The 18,082-nt window shown below is 67.1% G+C and carries 18 protein-coding genes and 1 pseudogene; 6 read left to right on the top strand and 13 right to left on the bottom strand.

Annotated elements, in window-relative coordinates:
• Nucleotides 1-458: 458 nt before the first annotated feature.
• Nucleotides 459-1,244, bottom strand: a complete 786-nt coding sequence (locus tag ACYVK3_RS15725; protein WP_460498284.1) for a helix-turn-helix domain-containing protein — start codon at nucleotides 1,242-1,244, stop codon at nucleotides 459-461.
• A 127-nt stretch (nucleotides 1,245-1,371) separates the two neighbouring features.
• Between ACYVK3_RS15725 and ACYVK3_RS15730 the strand changes: the two genes are divergently transcribed.
• Entirely contained in the window at nucleotides 1,372-1,737 is a 366-nt protein-coding gene (locus tag ACYVK3_RS15730; protein ID WP_460498285.1) for a nuclear transport factor 2 family protein, read from the top strand.
• A 289-nt stretch (nucleotides 1,738-2,026) separates the two neighbouring features.
• Nucleotides 2,027-2,791, top strand: a complete 765-nt coding sequence (locus ACYVK3_RS15735; RefSeq protein ID WP_460498286.1) for an NAD(P)-binding domain-containing protein — start codon at nucleotides 2,027-2,029, stop codon at nucleotides 2,789-2,791.
• Between the two features lie 35 nt (nucleotides 2,792-2,826).
• On the opposite strand, the gene ACYVK3_RS15740 is transcribed toward ACYVK3_RS15735, so the two are convergent.
• Both ACYVK3_RS15740 and ACYVK3_RS15745 read right to left on the bottom strand, forming a co-directional pair.
• Complete coding sequence (locus ACYVK3_RS15740) at nucleotides 2,827-3,096, bottom strand: dihydrofolate reductase family protein (RefSeq protein ID WP_460498287.1); 270 nt, start codon at nucleotides 3,094-3,096, stop codon at nucleotides 2,827-2,829.
• Between the two features lie 521 nt (nucleotides 3,097-3,617).
• Nucleotides 3,618-4,196: a hypothetical protein gene (locus tag ACYVK3_RS15745; protein WP_460498288.1), complete on the bottom strand. Its 579-nt coding sequence runs from the start codon at nucleotides 4,194-4,196 to the stop codon at nucleotides 3,618-3,620.
• On the opposite strand from ACYVK3_RS15745, the gene ACYVK3_RS15750 reads away from it, so the two are divergent.
• The 3 genes from ACYVK3_RS15750 to ACYVK3_RS15760 all read left to right on the top strand — a co-directional run bounded on the left by ACYVK3_RS15750 (nucleotide 4,195) and on the right by ACYVK3_RS15760 (nucleotide 5,901).
• On the top strand, nucleotides 4,195-5,211 hold the full coding sequence (locus tag ACYVK3_RS15750) for a hypothetical protein (RefSeq protein WP_460498289.1): 1,017 nt from the start codon (nucleotides 4,195-4,197) through the stop codon (nucleotides 5,209-5,211). The genes ACYVK3_RS15745 and ACYVK3_RS15750 overlap by 2 nt on opposite strands.
• Nucleotides 5,212-5,476: 265 nt before the next feature.
• On the top strand, nucleotides 5,477-5,653 hold the full coding sequence (locus tag ACYVK3_RS15755) for an NUDIX hydrolase (RefSeq protein WP_460498290.1): 177 nt from the start codon (nucleotides 5,477-5,479) through the stop codon (nucleotides 5,651-5,653).
• A gap of 41 nt (nucleotides 5,654-5,694) precedes the next feature.
• Nucleotides 5,695-5,901, top strand: a complete 207-nt coding sequence (locus tag ACYVK3_RS15760) for an NUDIX hydrolase (protein WP_460498291.1) — start codon at nucleotides 5,695-5,697, stop codon at nucleotides 5,899-5,901.
• Between the two features lie 173 nt (nucleotides 5,902-6,074).
• Here ACYVK3_RS15760 and ACYVK3_RS15765 read toward each other — a convergent pair.
• The 6 genes and pseudogenes from ACYVK3_RS15765 to ACYVK3_RS15790 form a co-directional block, all read right to left on the bottom strand.
• Nucleotides 6,075-7,154, bottom strand: a pseudogene (locus ACYVK3_RS15765) (M23 family metallopeptidase); the annotation flags it as partial.
• A 44-nt stretch (nucleotides 7,155-7,198) separates the two neighbouring features.
• Nucleotides 7,199-7,768 (bottom strand): hypothetical protein, encoded by a 570-nt coding sequence (locus ACYVK3_RS15770; protein ID WP_460498292.1) that lies wholly within the window; start codon nucleotides 7,766-7,768, stop codon nucleotides 7,199-7,201.
• A gap of 2 nt (nucleotides 7,769-7,770) precedes the next feature.
• Nucleotides 7,771-9,690, bottom strand: coding sequence for an MFS transporter (locus ACYVK3_RS15775; RefSeq protein ID WP_460498293.1), 1,920 nt, complete (start codon nucleotides 9,688-9,690; stop codon nucleotides 7,771-7,773).
• Nucleotides 9,690-12,791 carry an ATP-binding protein gene (locus ACYVK3_RS15780; protein WP_460498294.1) on the bottom strand — a complete coding sequence of 1,034 codons (3,102 nt, stop codon included), beginning with the start codon at nucleotides 12,789-12,791 and terminating at the stop codon, nucleotides 9,690-9,692. The genes ACYVK3_RS15775 and ACYVK3_RS15780 overlap by 1 nt, the downstream gene beginning before the upstream one ends.
• A complete protein-coding gene (locus ACYVK3_RS15785; protein WP_460498295.1) occupies nucleotides 12,788-13,177 on the bottom strand; it encodes a hypothetical protein in 390 nt (129 codons plus the stop codon). The genes ACYVK3_RS15780 and ACYVK3_RS15785 overlap by 4 nt, the downstream gene beginning before the upstream one ends.
• A gap of 42 nt (nucleotides 13,178-13,219) precedes the next feature.
• A complete protein-coding gene (locus ACYVK3_RS15790) occupies nucleotides 13,220-13,501 on the bottom strand; it encodes a hypothetical protein (protein ID WP_460498296.1) in 282 nt (93 codons plus the stop codon).
• Between the two features lie 400 nt (nucleotides 13,502-13,901).
• Between ACYVK3_RS15790 and ACYVK3_RS15795 the strand changes: the two genes are divergently transcribed.
• Complete coding sequence (locus ACYVK3_RS15795; protein ID WP_460498297.1) at nucleotides 13,902-14,705, top strand: hypothetical protein; 804 nt, start codon at nucleotides 13,902-13,904, stop codon at nucleotides 14,703-14,705.
• A 16-nt stretch (nucleotides 14,706-14,721) separates the two neighbouring features.
• Here the strand turns inward: ACYVK3_RS15795 and ACYVK3_RS15800 are convergent, their stop codons facing one another.
• Genes ACYVK3_RS15800 through ACYVK3_RS15815 form a run of 4 tightly spaced genes read right to left on the bottom strand, consistent with a single transcriptional unit; the run spans nucleotide 14,722 to nucleotide 17,946 of the window.
• Entirely contained in the window at nucleotides 14,722-15,957 is a 1,236-nt protein-coding gene (locus ACYVK3_RS15800; RefSeq protein ID WP_460498298.1) for a hypothetical protein, read from the bottom strand.
• The gene (locus ACYVK3_RS15805) at nucleotides 15,954-17,093 is read right to left on the bottom strand and encodes a hypothetical protein (protein ID WP_460498299.1); all 1,140 of its coding nucleotides are present in this window, start codon (nucleotides 17,091-17,093) and stop codon (nucleotides 15,954-15,956) included. The genes ACYVK3_RS15800 and ACYVK3_RS15805 overlap by 4 nt, the downstream gene beginning before the upstream one ends.
• Nucleotides 17,090-17,416 (bottom strand): hypothetical protein, encoded by a 327-nt coding sequence (locus tag ACYVK3_RS15810; protein WP_460498300.1) that lies wholly within the window; start codon nucleotides 17,414-17,416, stop codon nucleotides 17,090-17,092. The genes ACYVK3_RS15805 and ACYVK3_RS15810 overlap by 4 nt, the downstream gene beginning before the upstream one ends.
• Entirely contained in the window at nucleotides 17,413-17,946 is a 534-nt protein-coding gene (locus tag ACYVK3_RS15815) for a hypothetical protein (RefSeq protein WP_460498301.1), read from the bottom strand. The genes ACYVK3_RS15810 and ACYVK3_RS15815 overlap by 4 nt, the downstream gene beginning before the upstream one ends.
• Nucleotides 17,947-18,082 lie beyond the last annotated feature (136 nt).

The following is an 18,082-nucleotide window of genomic DNA, read 5'->3' on the forward strand; positions in this document are numbered from 1 at the left end:
TGTCGCCCGGTCGGTGACGCAGGTGCGATGGCTCGTAGCGCGGACTGGCCGGATCGGAGTCCGGCGCTCCGACATCGCACAAGTCGGGCCGGGTCTGGTAGCGGTAGGCGCCGGGTGTAGCCGGATCGGGTGATCCGTTCGGCAGGAACAGGCGGCGTCCTGCCCAGTCGTAGAAGCCGTCACCAGGGACTTCGCTCAGGCCGGGATTGTCGGGATGCGGGTACTCGTACGAGTTTCGCTCTGCCGCGACGAGCGGTTTTTGGCGTACGCTGACACTGACCATGGAGGTTTCCTTCCGATGGTTTGGGAAGGCGGGCCGCCGGTCAGATTGGCGTTTGAGAGGCGGCCCGCCGCTTCCGTATTCGATTGATCGGGAAGTACGCGCACTGCGCGCGCCGAAAATCGTTACACATTCGTACGAGTGCGCTCAGGCAGCGACGCGCCGCCTCCGAGCGAAGTCAGAGATCTGTTCGGGCCTTGAAGAACTCGGCGGTTCGGGCGTCCGCGGGGAAGAAAGACTCGATCGCGAGGTCGGCCACGGTGACATCCATCGGGGTGCCGAACACCGTCGTCGTGCTGATGAGCGACAACGCCCCCGCATCGGCGTCCACTCGCAGCGGGACGACCGGTTCATGCTTCGGCGCGTGATCGGTGCCGCCGGGATATCCGGCCAGTTCCGCCCGCAATCGGCCGAGTTCGGTGTCACCGGTGACCCAAATCTGGTGATCCAGCCTCGAAAGCACATGGCCGCGCCACTGCGGCAGGTTCCTGATTCGCGGGGCTAGCCCTTCCGGATGCAGGCTCAACCGCAGCACGTTCACAGGCGGATCCAGCAATTCGGCGGCACAACCCGAGATCAGCAGATCGACCGCGGCATTGGCGTCCACCATATTCCATTGCCGATCGACTACCAGGGCGGGGAACGGCAGGTGCCCGTCCAGGATCTGAATCAGTGCGGCACTGACGGCCTTCATCGGCGGCTGATCCAGGGACGTCTCGCCGTATGCCGGGGCGTGCCCGGCGGCGAGGAGCATGTCGTTGCGGTGCCGCAGCGGCACATCGAGCTGCTCGCACAGCTTGATGATCATGTCCGAGGTCGGCCTCGATCTTCCGGTCTCAATGAAGCTGAGGTGCCGTGCCGAGACATTGCACGCCAACGCGAGTTCCTGCTGAGTCAGGTGCCGCTGATTGCGCCAATGCCGGAGCAGGCCGCCGGTCGTGCACTCCGACAGTTCCGTCGCCACGCACCCAATCCTAGAACCACAGGTAACGAGTCTGATTACCTCCGAGGTAATCGACGGACGGCGCCCCGGACGACATGCTGGTCTCGTCCTCGCAACACGGCGAGGCCGACACACTGAAGGAATGGACATGCGCGACTTCGATGTCATCGCCACCAGCTATCTCAACGCCTTCAACGCCACTGACCCGCAGCGTCGTACCGAACTCGTAGCCTCGCTCTTCACTGACGACGTCACCTATGTGGACCCGATGGCAGAAGTCTCCGGCCACGAGGGAGTGTCGGCATTCATCGCTGGAGCTCAGGCTCAGTTCCCCGGCTGGAGATTCACTCTCGCCGGTGATGTCGACGGTCATCACAATCAGGCCCGATTCAAATGGGGTCTCGGCCCCGAGGGCGAGGAGTCGCCGGTGATCGGCTTCGACGTGATCAACCTGGACGAGAGCGGCAAGATCGCTGCCGTCCATGGCTTCCTCGACCAGGTGCCGACCATCTGAACCGGGGACCGGGACTTGACCCCGAAAACCTTGGAGGCAGTGACCACCAAGGCAGGGGGCACTCGCCGTAGCCCTTGTCCATCAAGACGAACAGTCGGCTTGGCAGAACAGCACAGCTCATGGGAGAAGACGGAGATGGACAGCGGCTGTTCTGCCAGAGGGCCTCGTCCTGCAAAAGGACTCACGCAAGTCGAAGGTTCACTGAGGCACCCAGGGGCGCTACGGGGTCCAGTCACCGACCCGGAATAACATCTGGGCACGAACGCCGCGCACTTCGGAGGTAGACGCAGTGGAGCCTATTGGCATCATCGGGGCGGGCGAGATCGGCCGAGCCCTCGTAGAAGGCCTGTGCGAGGGCATCGCCGACGCGCCGTCGGTGTTCCTCTCTCCCCGGGGAGCCCGCACGGCCAACGAGTTGTCCAAGCGCTACGCGAGCGTGCAGGTCTGCGCCGACAACCAAGCAGTGGTGGACCGCTCCGAGTTGGTCATCATCGCCGTACGCCGCCAGGACCGGCATGAAGCGCTCGCCGGCCTGAGCGTGGATGAGGACAAGACGGTGGTCAACGTCATGGCCGGCGTCGGCAACGACGAGCTGCGCCAGATGCTGGACACCGACGCCGCGCTGGTACGGGCCATCCCTTTGCCCACCGTCCGTGAACGCCGCTCCGTCACGGTGACGTTTCCGCCCCACCCGGCGGCGGAGGCGTTCTTCGAGCATTTGGGCGGGACCCTCCCGGCCGCGGACGAGTCCGACTTCAATATCTTCTCCACGCTGACGGGGACGTTCGCCACCCACTACCACTATCTCGCCACGCTCGCGTCGTGGGCTGTGGAACACGGCATCGCCTCCGACGACGCCGACCGCTATGTCCGCAGCCTCTTCCAAGGCGTCGGCCGTTCCCTGGGCGAGGAGACCCGCTCCCTGCACCGGTTCGCCGCCGACCACGAGACTCCGAATGGCAACAACGAACGCATCCGCACCACCTGGTTCGGGCCGGCCAACGCCGAAGCCCTTAACCAAGCCCTCGACGACCTCCTCGCCGATCTGCAATAGTCCCGGATGGTCGCACAGCCGGTAGTCCGGCCGGTTCAGCGCTGGACGCGATAGCGGACATGGGTGGCCTCGGGGGTGTCGACCACCCGGACTATCGCCAATTCGATCCGCCGGGGCAAAAGGTCGAACAACCGCCGACCAGCGCCGAGCAGCACAGGGACCTGATGGATCTGCAACTCGTCCAGTACCCCGGCCTCAAGCGCGCGCTGCGCCGTGTAGGCGCCGTGCACCAGCACGTCCCGGTCGCCGGCGGCGGACTTCGCCAGCGCCATCGCATGCTCGATCCCGTCGGCAACATACGTCACGTGTGGAAAGTTCGCCGCCGAAGGTCCCGGCGGCCAATGGCTGGGCACGAAGACCGGGACTCCGTGGTGGCGCCCCAGTGATCGACCTGCTCGGCCGTGCGTCGGCCCGCCAGGACAGTGCCGGTCGCGTTCATCTCATCGACGAGCGCCTGGACCCGCGCGGACGATCGCACTTTCCCACCTGGGTGTAGGTCCACGCGTGTAGCCGTTCGACCGCGCCGCCGTCGCCGCCGGGGTTGCCCACCCGGTCGTTGGGGCCCGCGATATACCCGTCGAGCGACACGGACATGTAAAGCACCGAAGAGGCCGTGAGCCAGCTCCTCGTCTTCGACGGCGCGGCTCGGTCGCCGCGCCTCCTGTCCTTTCGTCGAAGGACCGGCGTCGGATTCGACAGCATCCCCCAAAGAGATCGTTCGATCTGGCCCCAGAAGCGCTTTCCCGGATCGAGAGTCGCGATCCTCAAGACCGCGAACACAGCCCCGGTTGAACCGCTTACGCCTCGCGGACCTTGAGGCGAAGGCTCACCGGTCACACCATTCGCGCATGTCGGTGGTGGAGAGCAGGCCAATGACGATCCCGGAGAGAATCAGGCCGATGCATGTCCCACCGAGGTCGCCGGTCCCGCTCAGAGGCTCACCGTCGATCTCCATACTCATGAGCACCAGCGTCGAGACGATCGTCAGCGCGATCCCGATGACCTCCAACGCGACGGCGCCCGACCTGGCCGAACTGCTGCGCCGAATAATCCTCACGGCAAATACTCCGCGGAGGATCGTCCAGGCCACGACCTGGAGCACCATGACAACGAATACGGGCAGCAACAACGGATATTCCGACTGGACGACGCCGAGCGCATTCGAGGAGGAGCTGAGCACGGTGAAGATGCCGACGAGCGCGACGATGGCGATCAGCCCGGCGCAGATGCCGAATCCGAACAGGATCCACAGGAGCACCACAGCACCCTTGCCTCCACCTGGCATGGCGGAGAACCCGGAAGCGGGCTGGTACTGGTACTGCGGCGGTGGCGGTATGTACGGCTGATAGGGCTGACCATCGGGATCGGGGTCCGGGGCCGAGCTTGAACCCGGGGTATCGGTCATGAGCGGCTGCTCCTGCAAGCGGTTCGAGGCGGGCGTCATCAGCATAAGGAACCAGCGCACCCGGCGCGGTACAGGCGGTCGAGCCGAACGCGTGGTGCCGGGCTTCGGTACGGTAGTCATCGTGGGCAAGGGTTCGAAGCGTGCGTACAAGGTCGTTCCGGTTGACGGCGACGAGCCGGCCTTCGGCGACCCGCCAAGGAACTGGGGCCGGGTGGCCTCAATGGCCGGCGTCTGGGCCATAGTGCTGCTCGCCGGAGCCTGGATGGCCCCGAGCTTCGCTTCCGGAGGCAACGAAGGAGACACCGACGCCCGCGATCAACCCGCCACTGACGAAATCAACGCCGCTTCGCGCTACCTGCGATTCGGCAGCGACGGCGACACCGAGCGGGTCGAAGCGGTCCTCTGCGATGGTGCAGCGCCTGAAACTGGCGCTTCTGATTTGGTCGATCTTCGAGAATCCTATGAAGGGGAACTGGGAACGTATCCGGAGGTCGAGGTGGACACGCAGACTCCGATCGCTTCGCCGGATGGATATGAAGTCGACGCGACTGTCTCTTACATTTCCGGAGACGGTATTCGCGAGGAGTCCTTCACGGTCACGATCCTGTTGAACGGGGGAGATTATTGCGTGGCGGAGGCGGTCCGACACATTGAGGATGACCCGAGCGGAGGCCCGGGCGAACTCGACTTGGATATTTTGCGCTTCATCGTCTGGGATCGGGACCCGGATGCAGCTACCGCGACCCAGTGTTCTGATTACACCGGCCCATCCGCACAAAAACTGCTGGATGCCGTGGAAGCGTGGGAGTCCGCCAATGGAGAGGGCACCAGCTATGCCGTTCCAATCGGGTCCGAAGCCCGGGCCACGCCGAATGCGGTCACGACTTTTCCGTACGAGGTAGTGATGGACGGCGAGGGCACTGACCAGACGTTCAACTTCGAGGTCACGATCTCAGGAGAATGCGTGCTCGAAGTTTCGGGTGGCGAGGATCTGCTCGCTTACGCAGGGGACTGAAGCTGCACGGCGCGGACAACGAACGAATCTCTCGGACAATCGCTTAGAGTTGGTTGTCTGGAATCACCCTTTCTCGGAATATCCCTTGTCTGCCGAGGTGGTAATCCGATGTCCGGCAGTGATAGTTGATTTCGCTGGTGTTCAGTTCTGGCCCCCAGGGGCAGGAGCCGGTCGTGGCCCAGGCGAGGTTGGATAGGGTTTGCCCTGTGGTAGATGCTGATCCCCGAGCCGGGTCTTCATCGACAGGATCGCGGTCTCCGGAACTGTGGCAGGCGCGTTCATCACCGACGTTGAAGGGCGAGTTCTGCTTGTCAGGGCGATCTCTCGGGACGAGTGGGGGTTCGTCGGTGGTTGGGTCGACCGGGGCGAGACGCCTCATGAGGGTTGCGCCCGTGGGATCATGGAGGAGATCGGGCTCGACTTCCGGTGGGGGGTCTGCTAGTGCTCGACTGGCTTCCGGGGACGGAGTATGTGGGTGAGCCATTGACGTTCTATCTCTTCGACGCCGGTGTGGTCGAGGATCCAGACCTGAGTCGATTGCAGCCCGCGGAGATCGCCGAGTTTGGGTTCTTCCCGCCTGACGAGGCAGTGTCGCGCTCGGGGGAGTTCAACCGGGAGCGCATCGGCTTGGCTTACGAGGCGCGGCAGTCGGGGAAGACCGTGTATCAGCCGTTCCGACAGCCTGAGTGAGAGACTGTCGCTGATTCCCAGGTTAAGTCACGCGAGGCGGCCTCTCGGAACTTGGTTGGCGGCGCTTGCGGCGGGTGGGTTTGTCGATGCGGGCCATCTGGGCGTATCGGTCGAGCAGCGCATGGACCTCCGGTCGACTCAAGTCGTCGAGCAGCTGATGCTCCTGGTAACTCAAGCGGCGCTCCGACACTGTTCATGAAGGCGACAGGATCCACGGCCCCCTCCGCCGATCGATCCCCGTTCAAATGAACTTCGTAGTGGAGGTGCGGGCCGGAGGAGTGCCCAGACGAACCGACGTACCCGATTGTCTGCCCTGCGGTCACCACGTCTCCCACGCTCACGAGAGGCTGTGACACCATATGGCAGTAGCGGGTCAGAATGTCGTTGGCGTGAAGGATATTGACATACCAGCCGCAGCCAGGCGTCGATGGAGACCCGTCGATGTCGCATGAATACGGACTGCCGTCAGCCGTGAAGGCGTTGCATTCCGAGGTGATGACGGTTCCACTGGCGGCCGCGACGATGGCCGCCCCTCTCGGAGAGCCAATGTCAACGCCCTGGTGTGTGGGGCGCTCTGCGGTCCTGAATCCCGACCAGACCGGGCCTTCGGACGGCGCGATCCAGCCGGAAGCCGAAAGTTCGCCAGGAGCTGCACACTCGCCCATACTCACATTCACTGCGGACGTCCTGCCCCCACCACCGGTCAGTGCGTTCACGATGTCGGTCGCATCCGGCTCGTGCTTCGCATAGGCGAACGGGTACGCCGAGATCTGAACTCGCTGTGCCGCTTCAGTGAGCGACATCGATTCCCAACCGTCGATGGTATTGAGCTTCTCGTAGAACTTCGTCGACGCGTATACGGGATCCTGAATTTGCTCGGGTGTGCCCCATCCGGAGGAGGGTCGTTGCTGGAACAGTCCAAGTGAATCGTGGTCATTGCTGTCGCCGAGGTGACCGAGGTTCGTGAGTCGCGACTCTTGCATGGCTGTGGCCACAGCAACGATCCAAGCTCGCGGCGGCATCTCGAGCTCTTGGCCGACCGAGATGATGATCGCGGCGTTGTAGATCTGATCGCCGCTCCATGGCCCGACAGACGGCAGCTCCGAGTCGGGATCAACGGTCAAGCTGTTGCCGCATCCCGCGAGCAACATCTGATTGCCGTCCTCGTCATCGTCAGATTGGTCTACGAGCAACTGAACCACGACCGCCACAGAGCCAAAGCAACACACTGCAACCAGGGCAATGCCCCACATCCATCGTCGCCACCAGCTGGGATGCCTGGGCGTGTCAAGCGTTGTCATGCCGGCTCCCAATCAATGGCCGACACCAGCCATCCTTGCTCAGCCGAGCCGTTGTCGGCCTCGAGCATCGTGAGCACCAAGACGCCAGTGTCCATCGGAATACGGACCTCTCCGCCGTCGATTTCAGCCTCTCCGGTGATCGCAGAAGCCGGAACCGACGCCGGATCCACGCCGCGCATTAGGTCTGCTGATTCTTCGGTCATGTAAGGCTCAATGCCTTGGAACCAGGAATCGGAGTCCTTGCCGGTCACATCGATCCACGCCTCGGCAAACTCCAACGCCTCGTCCGTGGCTTCCTCAGGAAGATCCGACTCCTCGTACGGGTCGTGGAGGGGAGAGTCGTCTTCGTCGCACCCCTCACTGTCGCATTCCGGACTTGCGATGCCGTCGTCACCGGTGATCTCTGGAGAGGATTCGGTGGTCGCTGTCTCTTCATCCGCTGAGTCTCCGGAGCTCAACGGGAAATCCTCGCGTCCTTGGGCCAATGCGATCACGCCGACGACGAGCAGCACGATGATCACGACGAAGCCGTAACGGGAGAAGATGATCCGCAACGCCGTGCGCATAGTTAGTCCTTCCTGGGCGGGGTGTAGACGCCTCCGTTTGAAGTGCCGCTGCTCGAGGGTGTCGGGGCTGTCGTGCGGCTGCCGCTGGTCGTTTGCTGGCCCGGCTGCTGTTCGGGCGGAGCCGCACGACCCTCCGTGCGCTCAGGCTGGCGCCCCAAGCCTGCATCCGACCGCGACTCGGGCCGGGCCTCGCCCTGTCGCGTCGTCTCGCGACGCCGCTCGATTTCGGTCTCCTTGTGCCGCTCCTTGTCGATGGTGCGACCGAAGAGCGCATCGGTTGGACCGCCCGCTCCTTGGAAGCTCGCCAGGCGCCTGAACGGACGGAGCAGCAGCCACGCGGCCACACCAACCAGACCGATGAGCATGACCTGCATCCAGCTCGGAAGGTCCGCTCCGAGTATTCGATCTGCGGCAAACAGATAGATCACGGCTGCGACAGCGAACACGATGACGTTGATGACCGCCGCGAGCACGATATTGACCAGGCGTTTGAAAGGTCCGCCTGCCGGCCGAAGGATCGCCACCGTGCCAATGATCGGAAGGGCGATGACCGCGAACCGAACAATCATGAACCCCAGGATGATCAGGACCGATGCGGTGAGGTCGAAGAGAGAGAAGAACAGCGCAGTCAGCAGAGCAAGGAGGCCGGAGCCGGTGCGCTCCCAAGCGCGACCACCTGTCAAATGCTCGTAGGCCTCAGGGTCTTCCTGCTGGATCAAGGTCGCGAGTTTGCGCCAGTTCTCCTGCTTTTCTTCGATGATGTCGGCCCGCTCGCCGGTGGATTCCTCGGATTGGTCGTTCTCCGTCCAAGACATTGCCTGTGCCGCATACAACGCTGGGCCGTATTTGTAAGCGGTGTTGGCTCCTCGAACCTCTGGGTTCCCCTCCGAGTCCTCCACGGGCTCGCCGTCGACCTCGGTGAAGGTGGCCTCTTCTCCCTGCCCCAGCATCGCGCGCAGCCAGTTCTGGTACAGCACGTCACCAGTGGACATGTCCGAAGCCTTGACCGCCGCGCTCCGCGTATCGATGCAGGCTTGTCCTCGGGTCGCGTCTTTGATGCGCTCATACTCGGCGTTGCTGATGCCCGGCATGCTTTCGCAACCGTTAGCGGCTTCGTCTTCGATCAGGCCCTGACTCAGATTCAGGCCCGCCGACATGCCCTCGTCGGCCCAGCTCGCCGCCTGAACGGGCCAGCGCGCCACCGCCGTCACCAGCACCAGGATCAGCACCGCCCACGCCGTTGTGGTGACGGCGTTGTTCATGTCCGCTTGGCGGCTGCGCCACAGCAGGTACAGGCCGACCACACCGACCGTCACCGCGCCGAAGATCGTGAAGACCTGGCTGTAGACGGCCTGGCTGCCGGTCTCCATGAACTCGTTCGACCAGCCCCACAACCGCTGCGGATCCCACGCCGCCTGGCGCATCGAGTTCGAGGCGCCGATGATGGCCGTGGACGTGTTGAACTCCATGTTGGCCAGCGCATTCGCCGTGTCGGCCCCATCGGGCAGACTCAACGAGTCGATGCATTGGCCGCCGACGCTCAACTCCTTCGAGGCGTACATCGGCAGCTGGTATCCGGCGTAGCCGTATCTGGTGTACTGGCCGATGCCCTCCCCTTTGTCAGGCCTGCTCGGCTCGGCGAACCAGCCGGCCATGCCCGAGTCCGGGCTCGACGGGGTCGGCGCCTCGGCGCACTCGACCTCGGGGGAGTCGGCGACCTCGTCGAGGCACCTCTCCCACTCGTTGTGCCACTCCCAATCCGAGCATCCGCTGCTGTCCTGCGCGCTCGCGCCGCCCGGAGAGAGCACCAACGCGCCGCAAGCCGCCACCAAGACCAGGAGGAACCGGGCGAAGCGACCCGCGATCGGCCGCAGCTGAGGGCGTCCCGCCCGAGGAGAGGCGGTGCTCGAGGGGTCGGTCACTATTTGTCCTCCCCTGGCGTGGTGTTCAGGTAGTCGAGCAGGCCGCGCACCCAGCCGAAGTCGGCCCGGATGCGCTGCACGCGTCCGTCGACGTCGCGCATCACGAACTCGCGGTACGGCAGCCGCGTCGTCTCCGCCGCGTCCACTGCGCTCAGTGAGGCGAGCACGCCTTCGTAGCCGACGTCGGTGGGCACGCCCAGCAGCTTGAGGGCGTCGGAGGCCACGTCGGTGTCCTCGGCGATGCGGCCGACGAAGACGGTGCTGACCAGGTTCTGGACATCGAGTCCGAGGATGTCCTTGGGGTTCTGGCTGGCCACGAGGGCCGCGAGGTTCCACTTGCGGGAGTCGCGGGCGAGGCGCACCAGGAAGCTGCGGCCGGACTTCCAGCCCTCCATGAAGTGGGCCTCGTCCAGGCCGACGAGCTTGCGGCGGTTCATGTCCCCGCCGTAGGCGCGCCGGACGGCGAGGCGGTGCGCGGTGTGCAGCATCGGCAGCGCCAAGGCCTCCTCGGCGCTCCAGTATTCGCGCTCGATGCTCAAATCGGGCAGCCGCAGTCCGGACATGGTGATCACCGTCAGCGCGGTGTCGTCTTCGAGCACGCCCTTGTCGGCGTTGCCGAAGAACAGCTTCGCCAGCGGCATCTCCGCCGCGTCCAGCAGCAGCGCGGCCAGTTCGGCGCCGTCGCCGGAGACGTGGTCCTCGGCGTCCTGGAGGCTCTCGATGATGTCCTCCAGGGCCGCGTCCTCCTCGGCGGGGACGTGGCGTGCCGCGTGGCGCAGCAGGCGTGCGGACGAGGCCTCGCGCTGGACCTGCGGGGGCAGCAGCATCGCGCAGATGTCCTGCACGAGCATGCGCCGCTCCGAGCGCGCGTTCGAGACGGCGATGTCGTACTCGCGCTGGCCCTCGGGGGTGTCGTCGTAATGCTCGCGCCGCGGCGAGGGGATCAGCGCGTAGGGCGCGAGCGTGCCGTACTCGGAGCCGGTCAGGTTGAGCACGCGCGAGAACGGCTTGAGCTCCGGCATCTCGCACAGCCGCGCCAGGGGACCGGACGGGTCGAGCAGCGTCACCTGGACGCCGCGCCTGGCCGCCAGGTAGCCGAGGGCGCCCATGAGCGTGGACTTGCCGCCGCCGGGTTCGGCGACGAACACGCTCAGGCCCGAGCGCTCCCGCACCTCGGTGGCGAAGTGCAGGTCGAGGAAGACCGGCCTGCGGCAGGTGCCCGCGGTGCGTCCGATGAGGTCGCCGCGCCGGTCGCCGACGGTCGAGGCCGCCTGCGGCAGCGCCGCCGCGAAGAGCTTGACGGGCATCCGGCGCACGTAGCCGGTGGAGGCCACGGGCTCGCCGGGGACGAACTCGCGCGCGAGCCAGTCCTGGTTCTTCGGGTGCTGCAGGCTGATGCGCATCTCGCGCTGGTACATCTGCATGAGCACGCGGGCCCGCTCGAGGCACTCCTCCTTGGTGTCGGCGGTGACCGCGATCCGGTGCCAGCCGTGGGCGCGCGCGGCGTCGATCGGCAGGCCGGTGGTCATCTCGTCGCCGACGTTGAGCGCCCGCTCGGCGAGGCGCTGGAGCTCGGGCGGGGCGTCCATGGCGTGCTCGTCGTAGTCGCGCTGCTGGCTGCGGATCATCCGCAGCCGGTGGTCGAGGTCGCGGAACGCCTCGCCGGCGCCGAGGATGTCGACGCGGCTGGAGATCTCCAGCGGCCAGGGGCAGCGCTCGTGGAAGTGCAGCCACGGCTCGTGGCGCTGGGGGATCTCGAGTTCCTCCATGCGTCCGACGGTGAGCACCGCCGTGTGCTTCTCCTCGCCGGTGAGCCGGTTGACGAGCTTGACGGTGGACCCGTACGGGCTCCGGTAGCGCTCGATCGATTCGGAGAGCGCCAGGATGTCGCCGGAGTCCCATTCGCCGTTCGAGCCCGACAGCAGGCGCGGCGGCTCCATGCCGAGCGCCACGGAACGGTAGACGAGCCATTCGAGCTCGGGGGTCGTGGCGCGGCGGGCTCTGACGCCGAAGGAGCCGAGGACCTCGTCGAATTGGAGGCTGCGCTTCTCGATGCGTTCGCGCTCGGACAGTTTCGTGCCGCGCCCGAACACGCGCCCGACGCGTTCGCCCAGGTTGTCGAAGAGGGAGCGGCGCGCGAAGGTGATGCCGAGGTAGGTCTCGCCCTCGGCGTGGGAGAGCGAGTGCAGGTGGCGCTGGGCGGCCACGAGATGCTCGGCCCAGCTGGTGCCGCCCGGGACGGTGCGCAGCGGGTGCGCGGTGTTCTGGTCGACCGCGCGCGCCCACTGGTCGGCCGGGAACGGCTTGGTGGTGCGCCGCAGGTGGAGGCGCATCCCGGCCAGGCCGGCGAACTGCTCGGCGATGGCGGTGATGAGCGCCTCGCGCTCGAGGTCGGGGCGGAAGGACCAGCGCACGCCCGGGAGCGCGTACCAGGCGGTGACCATGGTGGGCGTGAAGGTGACGTGGCCGGCGATCTCGGTCAGCGCGAGCTCGCGGAGCGGCTGGCGTTCCTTCTCCTGCTTGGCCGGCCTGGGGACGCGGGTGGGCTTGTCCTCGGTCGTCTTGACGACGGCCTCGGCGCTCGCCTGGCGGATGGGGACGAGGTCCTGCGAGGGCGCGCGCCGCCCGTCCGGATAGCCCTGTTTGGGCGCTCGCGATTGACCTGTGGAAACGCCTCCGCGCCGCTGGTCAGTGCCCTGTGGATAACTCTGGGCGTTCTGTGGATAACCCGCTGCTTGCTGTGGATGACTCTGTGGATTCCCGCTGGTCGGAGGCTGTGGGTAGCGCTGTGGACGAGCCTGTGGATAACTCGGCCGTTCCTGTGGATAACCCTGTGGAGAACTTGTGGACGGCGGCGCAGTCGGCGCAGGTGGTGACGCGTGTCGGGCCGCTTGGGGAGGCGTGGGCTCGGTGGGCGGGCCGGGCCGGTGGGCCGGCTCCGACTGCCGGTGCTCCTTGGCGGGCTCGGCCCGGAAGACCGCATCGGCTAGAGCGGTCGCGTCGTCGTCGAGGTCTCCCGCGCGTTCGCGGTCGCGCACCGGGGCGGGTGGGCGTGGGGCGGAGAACTTGGCGACGGGCTGTCGGCGATCCTCGCCGCTCATAGGCGCTCCTCTTGTCGGACGGTCTCCACGAGTGTGGGACGCAGCCTGATCGATCGGGTCGTGAACGCCGGGATCTGCTTCTCGGCGCCGGCGTCCCGGGTGTGCTTCCAGTCGGTGAGCAGCGTGCGGACCACGGACGTGGCGGGGCGGTCGGCGTCGACGTAGCGGAAGATCAGCGAGGTGGCGACGAGGGCGAGGGAGATCTCGATCGAGGGGAAGAGCTCGACCTCGCGCGTGAAGAGCCAGTGGATGAACATGAACAGCGCGAGGAGCGCGGCGAATGCGCCGTACTGCGCGTACGGCAGGTGGATGGGCAGCGTGTACCCGGGCGGGCCGAGGTAGAGCAGCCGGGCACGGTAGATGTCGTCGTCAGTGCGCAAGCGCATGGGCGTCCTCCATCCGGGCTGGCTCGATTGCGGGGGAGTCGGTCACTCGCCTTCGCTGAAGAGCACGTCGACGAGTCCGCCGCCGACGGCGACGAGGACGACGGCTCCGGCGATGAAGGCGATCCCGAGGATCGCGATGGTGGACGAGGTCAGCACGCGGCTGACTTCGCCCTTGTTGGCGCGGGCGATGAAGATGAGGCCGAGGATGGCGAGCAGGATGGGGGCGATCCGGCTCAGGAAGAAGCTGATGATGCCCTGAGTGTTGATCTCGGCATCCTGCGCCTGGACCTGCGCTGCTACTGTCCAGAGTGTCTCTCGAAGCATCTCGTCAATCCCATCTCGTCCCAGAGGTCACACTGACCTCAAGTTACGCAAAATTCCCTCATGTATCTTGTCTCCCAACCCGTCATGGGGTCTGCCTTCATCATATGCCGGGCAGCTGACAGAGCGCACCGTCGTCGGCTCGATGCGCAACCGCTGAACGTGACACCCCAAGTGAACCGCGATCGCGCATTTGTTTCAACGCTCCGGGTCCGATCACTCAGTGTCGGTAATCCGACACTAAACTGGGCCTCCTCGGTGTCCTACGCTCAATACCGACGAGGAACCGCAGAATAGAGCCGCAAGTTCATCGCTGGTGAGGAGGCGGCGCCTACGCTGCGTCATGACCGATCATACCGACCAACACCCGTATTCAGTCACGCCGAGGCACGGAGTAGCCACCATGGACAACCTCGATGACATCGCCGGACGGCTCACCGCCGCGGCGATCGCCTTCGCTGTAGCGGGCCTCGCTCTGGCCGCGCTGTCGGCGGTGGCCCTGGGGGGCGTGCGGGCCGCGGAGAAGTGGCCCTCGGCACCCCGGCCCCGAGTGAACCGGCCCGTGGCCCTGGCCGGCGCCATGCTCGGCCTCGTCGTCTTCGCCCTCGCCGCCGGGCTGTTCTCGCTGGTGCGCATCGGCACCGACCTCGGCCCGAACGTCCGGGTGCTGCTCGCCGTCGGCGTCGACCTGCTCGCCCTGGCCATCGGCGTCGTCGGCGTCAACCGCCTCGCCGGCGAAGTCGAGGTGCGCGCGCTCATCGCCGTCCCCGAACAGCCCGTGACGCCCCCGCCGATCCCGGTCTCCGGCGACCCCACCCGCTACCAGGTCCCGGACGTCACCGAGGTTCCCGCCGATCCGGGCGGCGCCCTCCACGCGCCCGAACCGAGGCGTCCGATACCGCCGTTCGCACCCGACACCGCCGCCACCGCGAACCTGCGCGGCACCCAGCGCTCCGGCGTCCCGACCATCCCCACCGACACCCGGCCCGGCTGGGTCTTCCAGGACCGCGGCACCGGCGCGTATTACGCGGCCGTGGCCCAGAGCCGAGGAGGCATCAGCCTGCTCGCCCTCGACGACTTCACCGTCGCCCGGACGGCCTCCCTGGTGGGCCCCCTCGAACTCGTCGGTTCCGTGGAGGCCACCGTGTGGCCGCTCGAGAGCGGCGAGAACGGGAAAGCCGAGACCGGCGCCGAATCATCGGGCTGAAGCGCGGCTCCGAGCGCTACGCCGAACCGCTCTGATCCTTGAAGGACCCCGCATAGCGTTCGAGCTCCCAGCCGTCGTGGCCGGGGGCCATCTCGATCACCGCCGCCGCCTCGAGCGCTACCGTCGACGACGTATCGAGCACCACCTCGTGATGTCGACCGGCCTCGGTGGACATCGTTATCCGGGTCGCCTCGCCGACGAGCACCTCCGGCGGCGGCGGCACCTCGACGCGGAGCCGGTGGCGGCCGGCGGCGAGCCGGTATTCGTTGACGCCCCAGATCGCCGGGGCCGGCTCGTCGTCCACCGTGACCAGCGGCGGTTCCACCCACGGCCGCGCCTGCGGCGGATAGTCCTCGCCGAACCGGCGGTGCCGCCTCGACGCCGCGCGCACCGCCCGCTCGTCGAGCACCTCGCCGACCTCGGCGGCGGGAACGGGCGCCTGCTCGTACGTCAGCGTCAGCCGCAGCACTCCGGTTCCGCGCTCGGCCTCGGGTTCGGCGCCGTCGCGCGGATCGACCGGACGCCACGTGCCACCCCGGATCGGCGCAGGTCGATGCCGCGCCACCGGAAGGCTGCCCGAGAGCCGCAGTTCGGCCAGCGCCGAGGCCGCGGACTCGATGAGCCGCGCGAGCCAATAGAACAGCACCCCGCCGGCGGTCATCATCGCCGCCGCGATCAGCAGGCCGAGCACCTTGCCGATGCCGTCCTCGTCGAACACCGCGGTGGAGAACAGCCCCACCGCCGCACCGACGCACGGCATCGCCATCGCGAACCACCGGCCCGGCCGCGGCGGCACGATCCGCGTCGGGACCAGCGCGAAGCGGCGCAGGCGCGCCGCGCCGGTGCCGAGCCGCTGCGGCACGAACGACGAGAGCCTCGCGGACGCCCCGGCCTCGATGTCGACCGGAGCGTAGGCACCCGAGGCGCCGCTCTGGACCTCCACGAGGTGTCGGCCCGGTTCGAGCTCGATGTCCGCCCGCCCGAAGCCGGTCGCCACCGGCTCGCCGTCGATGAGCACCACCGGCGTGAACGGGCGGGCGTCGTCGATCTCGGCGATACCGCCGCGCAGATCGGATTCGAGCACCAGGACGCCCTTGCCGGCGGACGGCAGGCCCCGCTCGGCGGCCGAGCGGCGGACGCGCACCGAGTACAGCTCGTGCGCGGACACCGGGAGCCGCCCGAGCGGATGCGCCGCCAGCTCATACGGCGCGGCGTTCTCGTCTCCGAGCGCTCGGATCCACCTGAGGTTCACTGGACGACCTGTTGCGCCACTCTCGCGGTGTTGGTGATCGCGGTCTTGTGATCGCGCAGGAACTCCAGCACCGGCTTGATCTTCGTGATGATCTCGCTGATCGTCGAGACGACCTTCGCGGCCTGCTCGGAGATCTTCAAGACCTTCGCGACCGAGTCGAGAGCCTTCATGACCAGGGACGCGACCTTCGCGATGCCGCTGGCGACCGCCGTGGCCGCCGTCGCGCCGAAGGTCGCGACGCTCGCCGCCACCTGCGGGAGCACGCGCGTGAGCAGCCACGAGACGCCCTTGGCGATCAGGTCGACGATGTCCTGGCGCAGCAGCTTCGCGAGGTCGGCCATGCGCAGCAGGAGCGCGTTCATGCCGATCGCGAGGAAGCCCATCGTGGACACCGCCTGGCCGGCCTCGCCGACGCGGGCCCGCGCGGCGTCGCCGTCCTGGCCCACCCAGTCCGCGAGCGCCTCCTCGCCGGTCGCCGTGATGAACTCGCCGACCTGCTGCGCGCCCTCGGAGACCTTCACCCACATGTCGGCCGACTTGCGCATGCGCGACTCGTTGCCCGACACCAGGCCGACCAGGTCCTCCAAGGGCTGGAACAGCTGAATGAGGAAGTCGATGAGCGTGCCCGCGAGCCACTGCACCGGGTCGAACTTGGGGTCGGTGATGCCTTCGACGAAGTTCCAGTACTCCTCGACCATGCCATGGACGGCCGCGACGTCCCCGGCCAGGCCGGTCACCGCGTGCGCGATGCCGTCCCAGTCGCTGAGGCCCTCGATCTTGCTGAAGTTCTGGTAGGTGTTGACGCCGGCGGTGACCGGCGCGGTGGCGCTGTGCAGCATGTTCATGCCGCTGTTGGAGTTGCTCGCGCGGGCGTTGTAGGCGGGGTTGCCGTCGGCATCGGTCCCGCTGACGCGCACGCCGGTCTGATGGTCCTCGTCGTTCAGCCGCGACTGCGCCCAGTCGTGCAGCCCCGAGTGCCCGCCCTCGTAGGCGGTGCCGCGGGAACCCTTGCCGCGCAGCGCGTCATAGGCGTTCTGCGCATTCGAGGACCAGGCACCGTCCTCGCCGACCGACGGGGCCTGCTCGGGGAGCTTGCCGTCGTTCCAGGTCGGCTCTTCGACCGTGTCGGACATCATTCGCCCCCGTCGAGTTCGCCGGCGAGCTTGTCGAGCGACTTGGCGATCTCCGCGTCGTTGCCCTCGTGGTCGTCGGCGCAGGCCTCGAGCCTGCCGCACAGGCCCTCGACCGCCTCCTGGGCGTCCTCGAGCGCCGGGTGGAAGAAGCCCTCGGTGACCCCGAAGTACAGGGCGGCGAACGGGATGCCGCCCAGGCCCCACATCCACCAGTCCGGATCTGACTCGTGGGCGTAGTCGGCGAGCTGCTGCACCTCGCCTTTGGTCGCTCGGAGGGTCGAAGCCGCTGCGCGCAGCTTCTCGGCGTCGACGTCTATCCAGGTCATTGAACATCGCTCCAGGGTCCGCGGACGGCCTCGATCCGGCCGCGGTACTCGGCCAGAGCAGTGCCGTCCTCGTTCATTCGCGTCGTGACTCGGGCACGCGCCTCGATCGTGGTGGCGGTGCCGGGTTGCAGATCGAGCTCGTATAGGAGCGTAGCGTCGCCGCGCAACTCCACGGCCGTGCCCGCGTCCACGAGTCCCGCCGGGGCCGGCACGGCGATCTCGACCAGTCCCGACCCGGCCGGGAGCCGGAACTCGTTGAGGCCCCATGCCGCGGGCAGCTCACGGTCCTCGAGCGTGACGCGGGGCGGGGCGATCCACGGTCGCCGCTCGCGGCGCGGTTCGGCTTTGGGGGCGCGACCCAAGGCGCGCAGCATGGCGCCCCATTCCCAGCGCAGCCAGCGCGCGAAGCCCTCCAGTTCCTCAGCGAAGCTCCGCTCGCCCGAGCCGGGAAGCGGCCGCGCGCCGACCGGCACGCGACCCGGACTCGACACCGGCGCCTCCGGTTCGAGCGACTCGTGTTCGAGCTCCACCCTCACTCGGAGTGTCGCCGTGCTGCTCTCCTGCGGCAATGATCCTCCCGGCGCCGACCGTCCCGGCCGCGATCAGCGTAACCGCCGGACACACCACTCACCACGTGCGTCTCCGCGGCTCGGCTATGGTCGAATG

This window comes from Glycomyces tarimensis (genome assembly GCF_054776215.1).

Bases quoted from the DNA above. Each gene is read 5' to 3' on its own strand.
- ACYVK3_RS15805 (WP_460498299.1), bottom strand. From the start codon at position 17,093: ATGATGTCCGACACGGTCGAAGAGCCGACCTGGAACGACGGCAAGCTC.
- ACYVK3_RS15810 (WP_460498300.1), bottom strand. From the start codon at position 17,416: ATGACCTGGATAGACGTCGACGCCGAGAAGCTGCGCGCAGCGGCTTCG.
- ACYVK3_RS15795 (WP_460498297.1), top strand. From the start codon at position 13,902: ATGGACAACCTCGATGACATCGCCGGACGGCTCACCGCCGCGGCGATC.
- ACYVK3_RS15790 (WP_460498296.1), bottom strand. From the start codon at position 13,501: ATGCTTCGAGAGACACTCTGGACAGTAGCAGCGCAGGTCCAGGCGCAG.
- ACYVK3_RS15785 (WP_460498295.1), bottom strand. From the start codon at position 13,177: ATGCGCTTGCGCACTGACGACGACATCTACCGTGCCCGGCTGCTCTAC.
- ACYVK3_RS15745 (WP_460498288.1), bottom strand. From the start codon at position 4,196: ATGACCGATACCCCGGGTTCAAGCTCGGCCCCGGACCCCGATCCCGAT.
- ACYVK3_RS15730 (WP_460498285.1), top strand. From the start codon at position 1,372: ATGCGCGACTTCGATGTCATCGCCACCAGCTATCTCAACGCCTTCAAC.
- ACYVK3_RS15750 (WP_460498289.1), top strand. From the start codon at position 4,195: ATGAGCGGCTGCTCCTGCAAGCGGTTCGAGGCGGGCGTCATCAGCATA.
- ACYVK3_RS15770 (WP_460498292.1), bottom strand. From the start codon at position 7,768: ATGCGCACGGCGTTGCGGATCATCTTCTCCCGTTACGGCTTCGTCGTG.
- ACYVK3_RS15780 (WP_460498294.1), bottom strand. From the start codon at position 12,791: ATGAGCGGCGAGGATCGCCGACAGCCCGTCGCCAAGTTCTCCGCCCCA.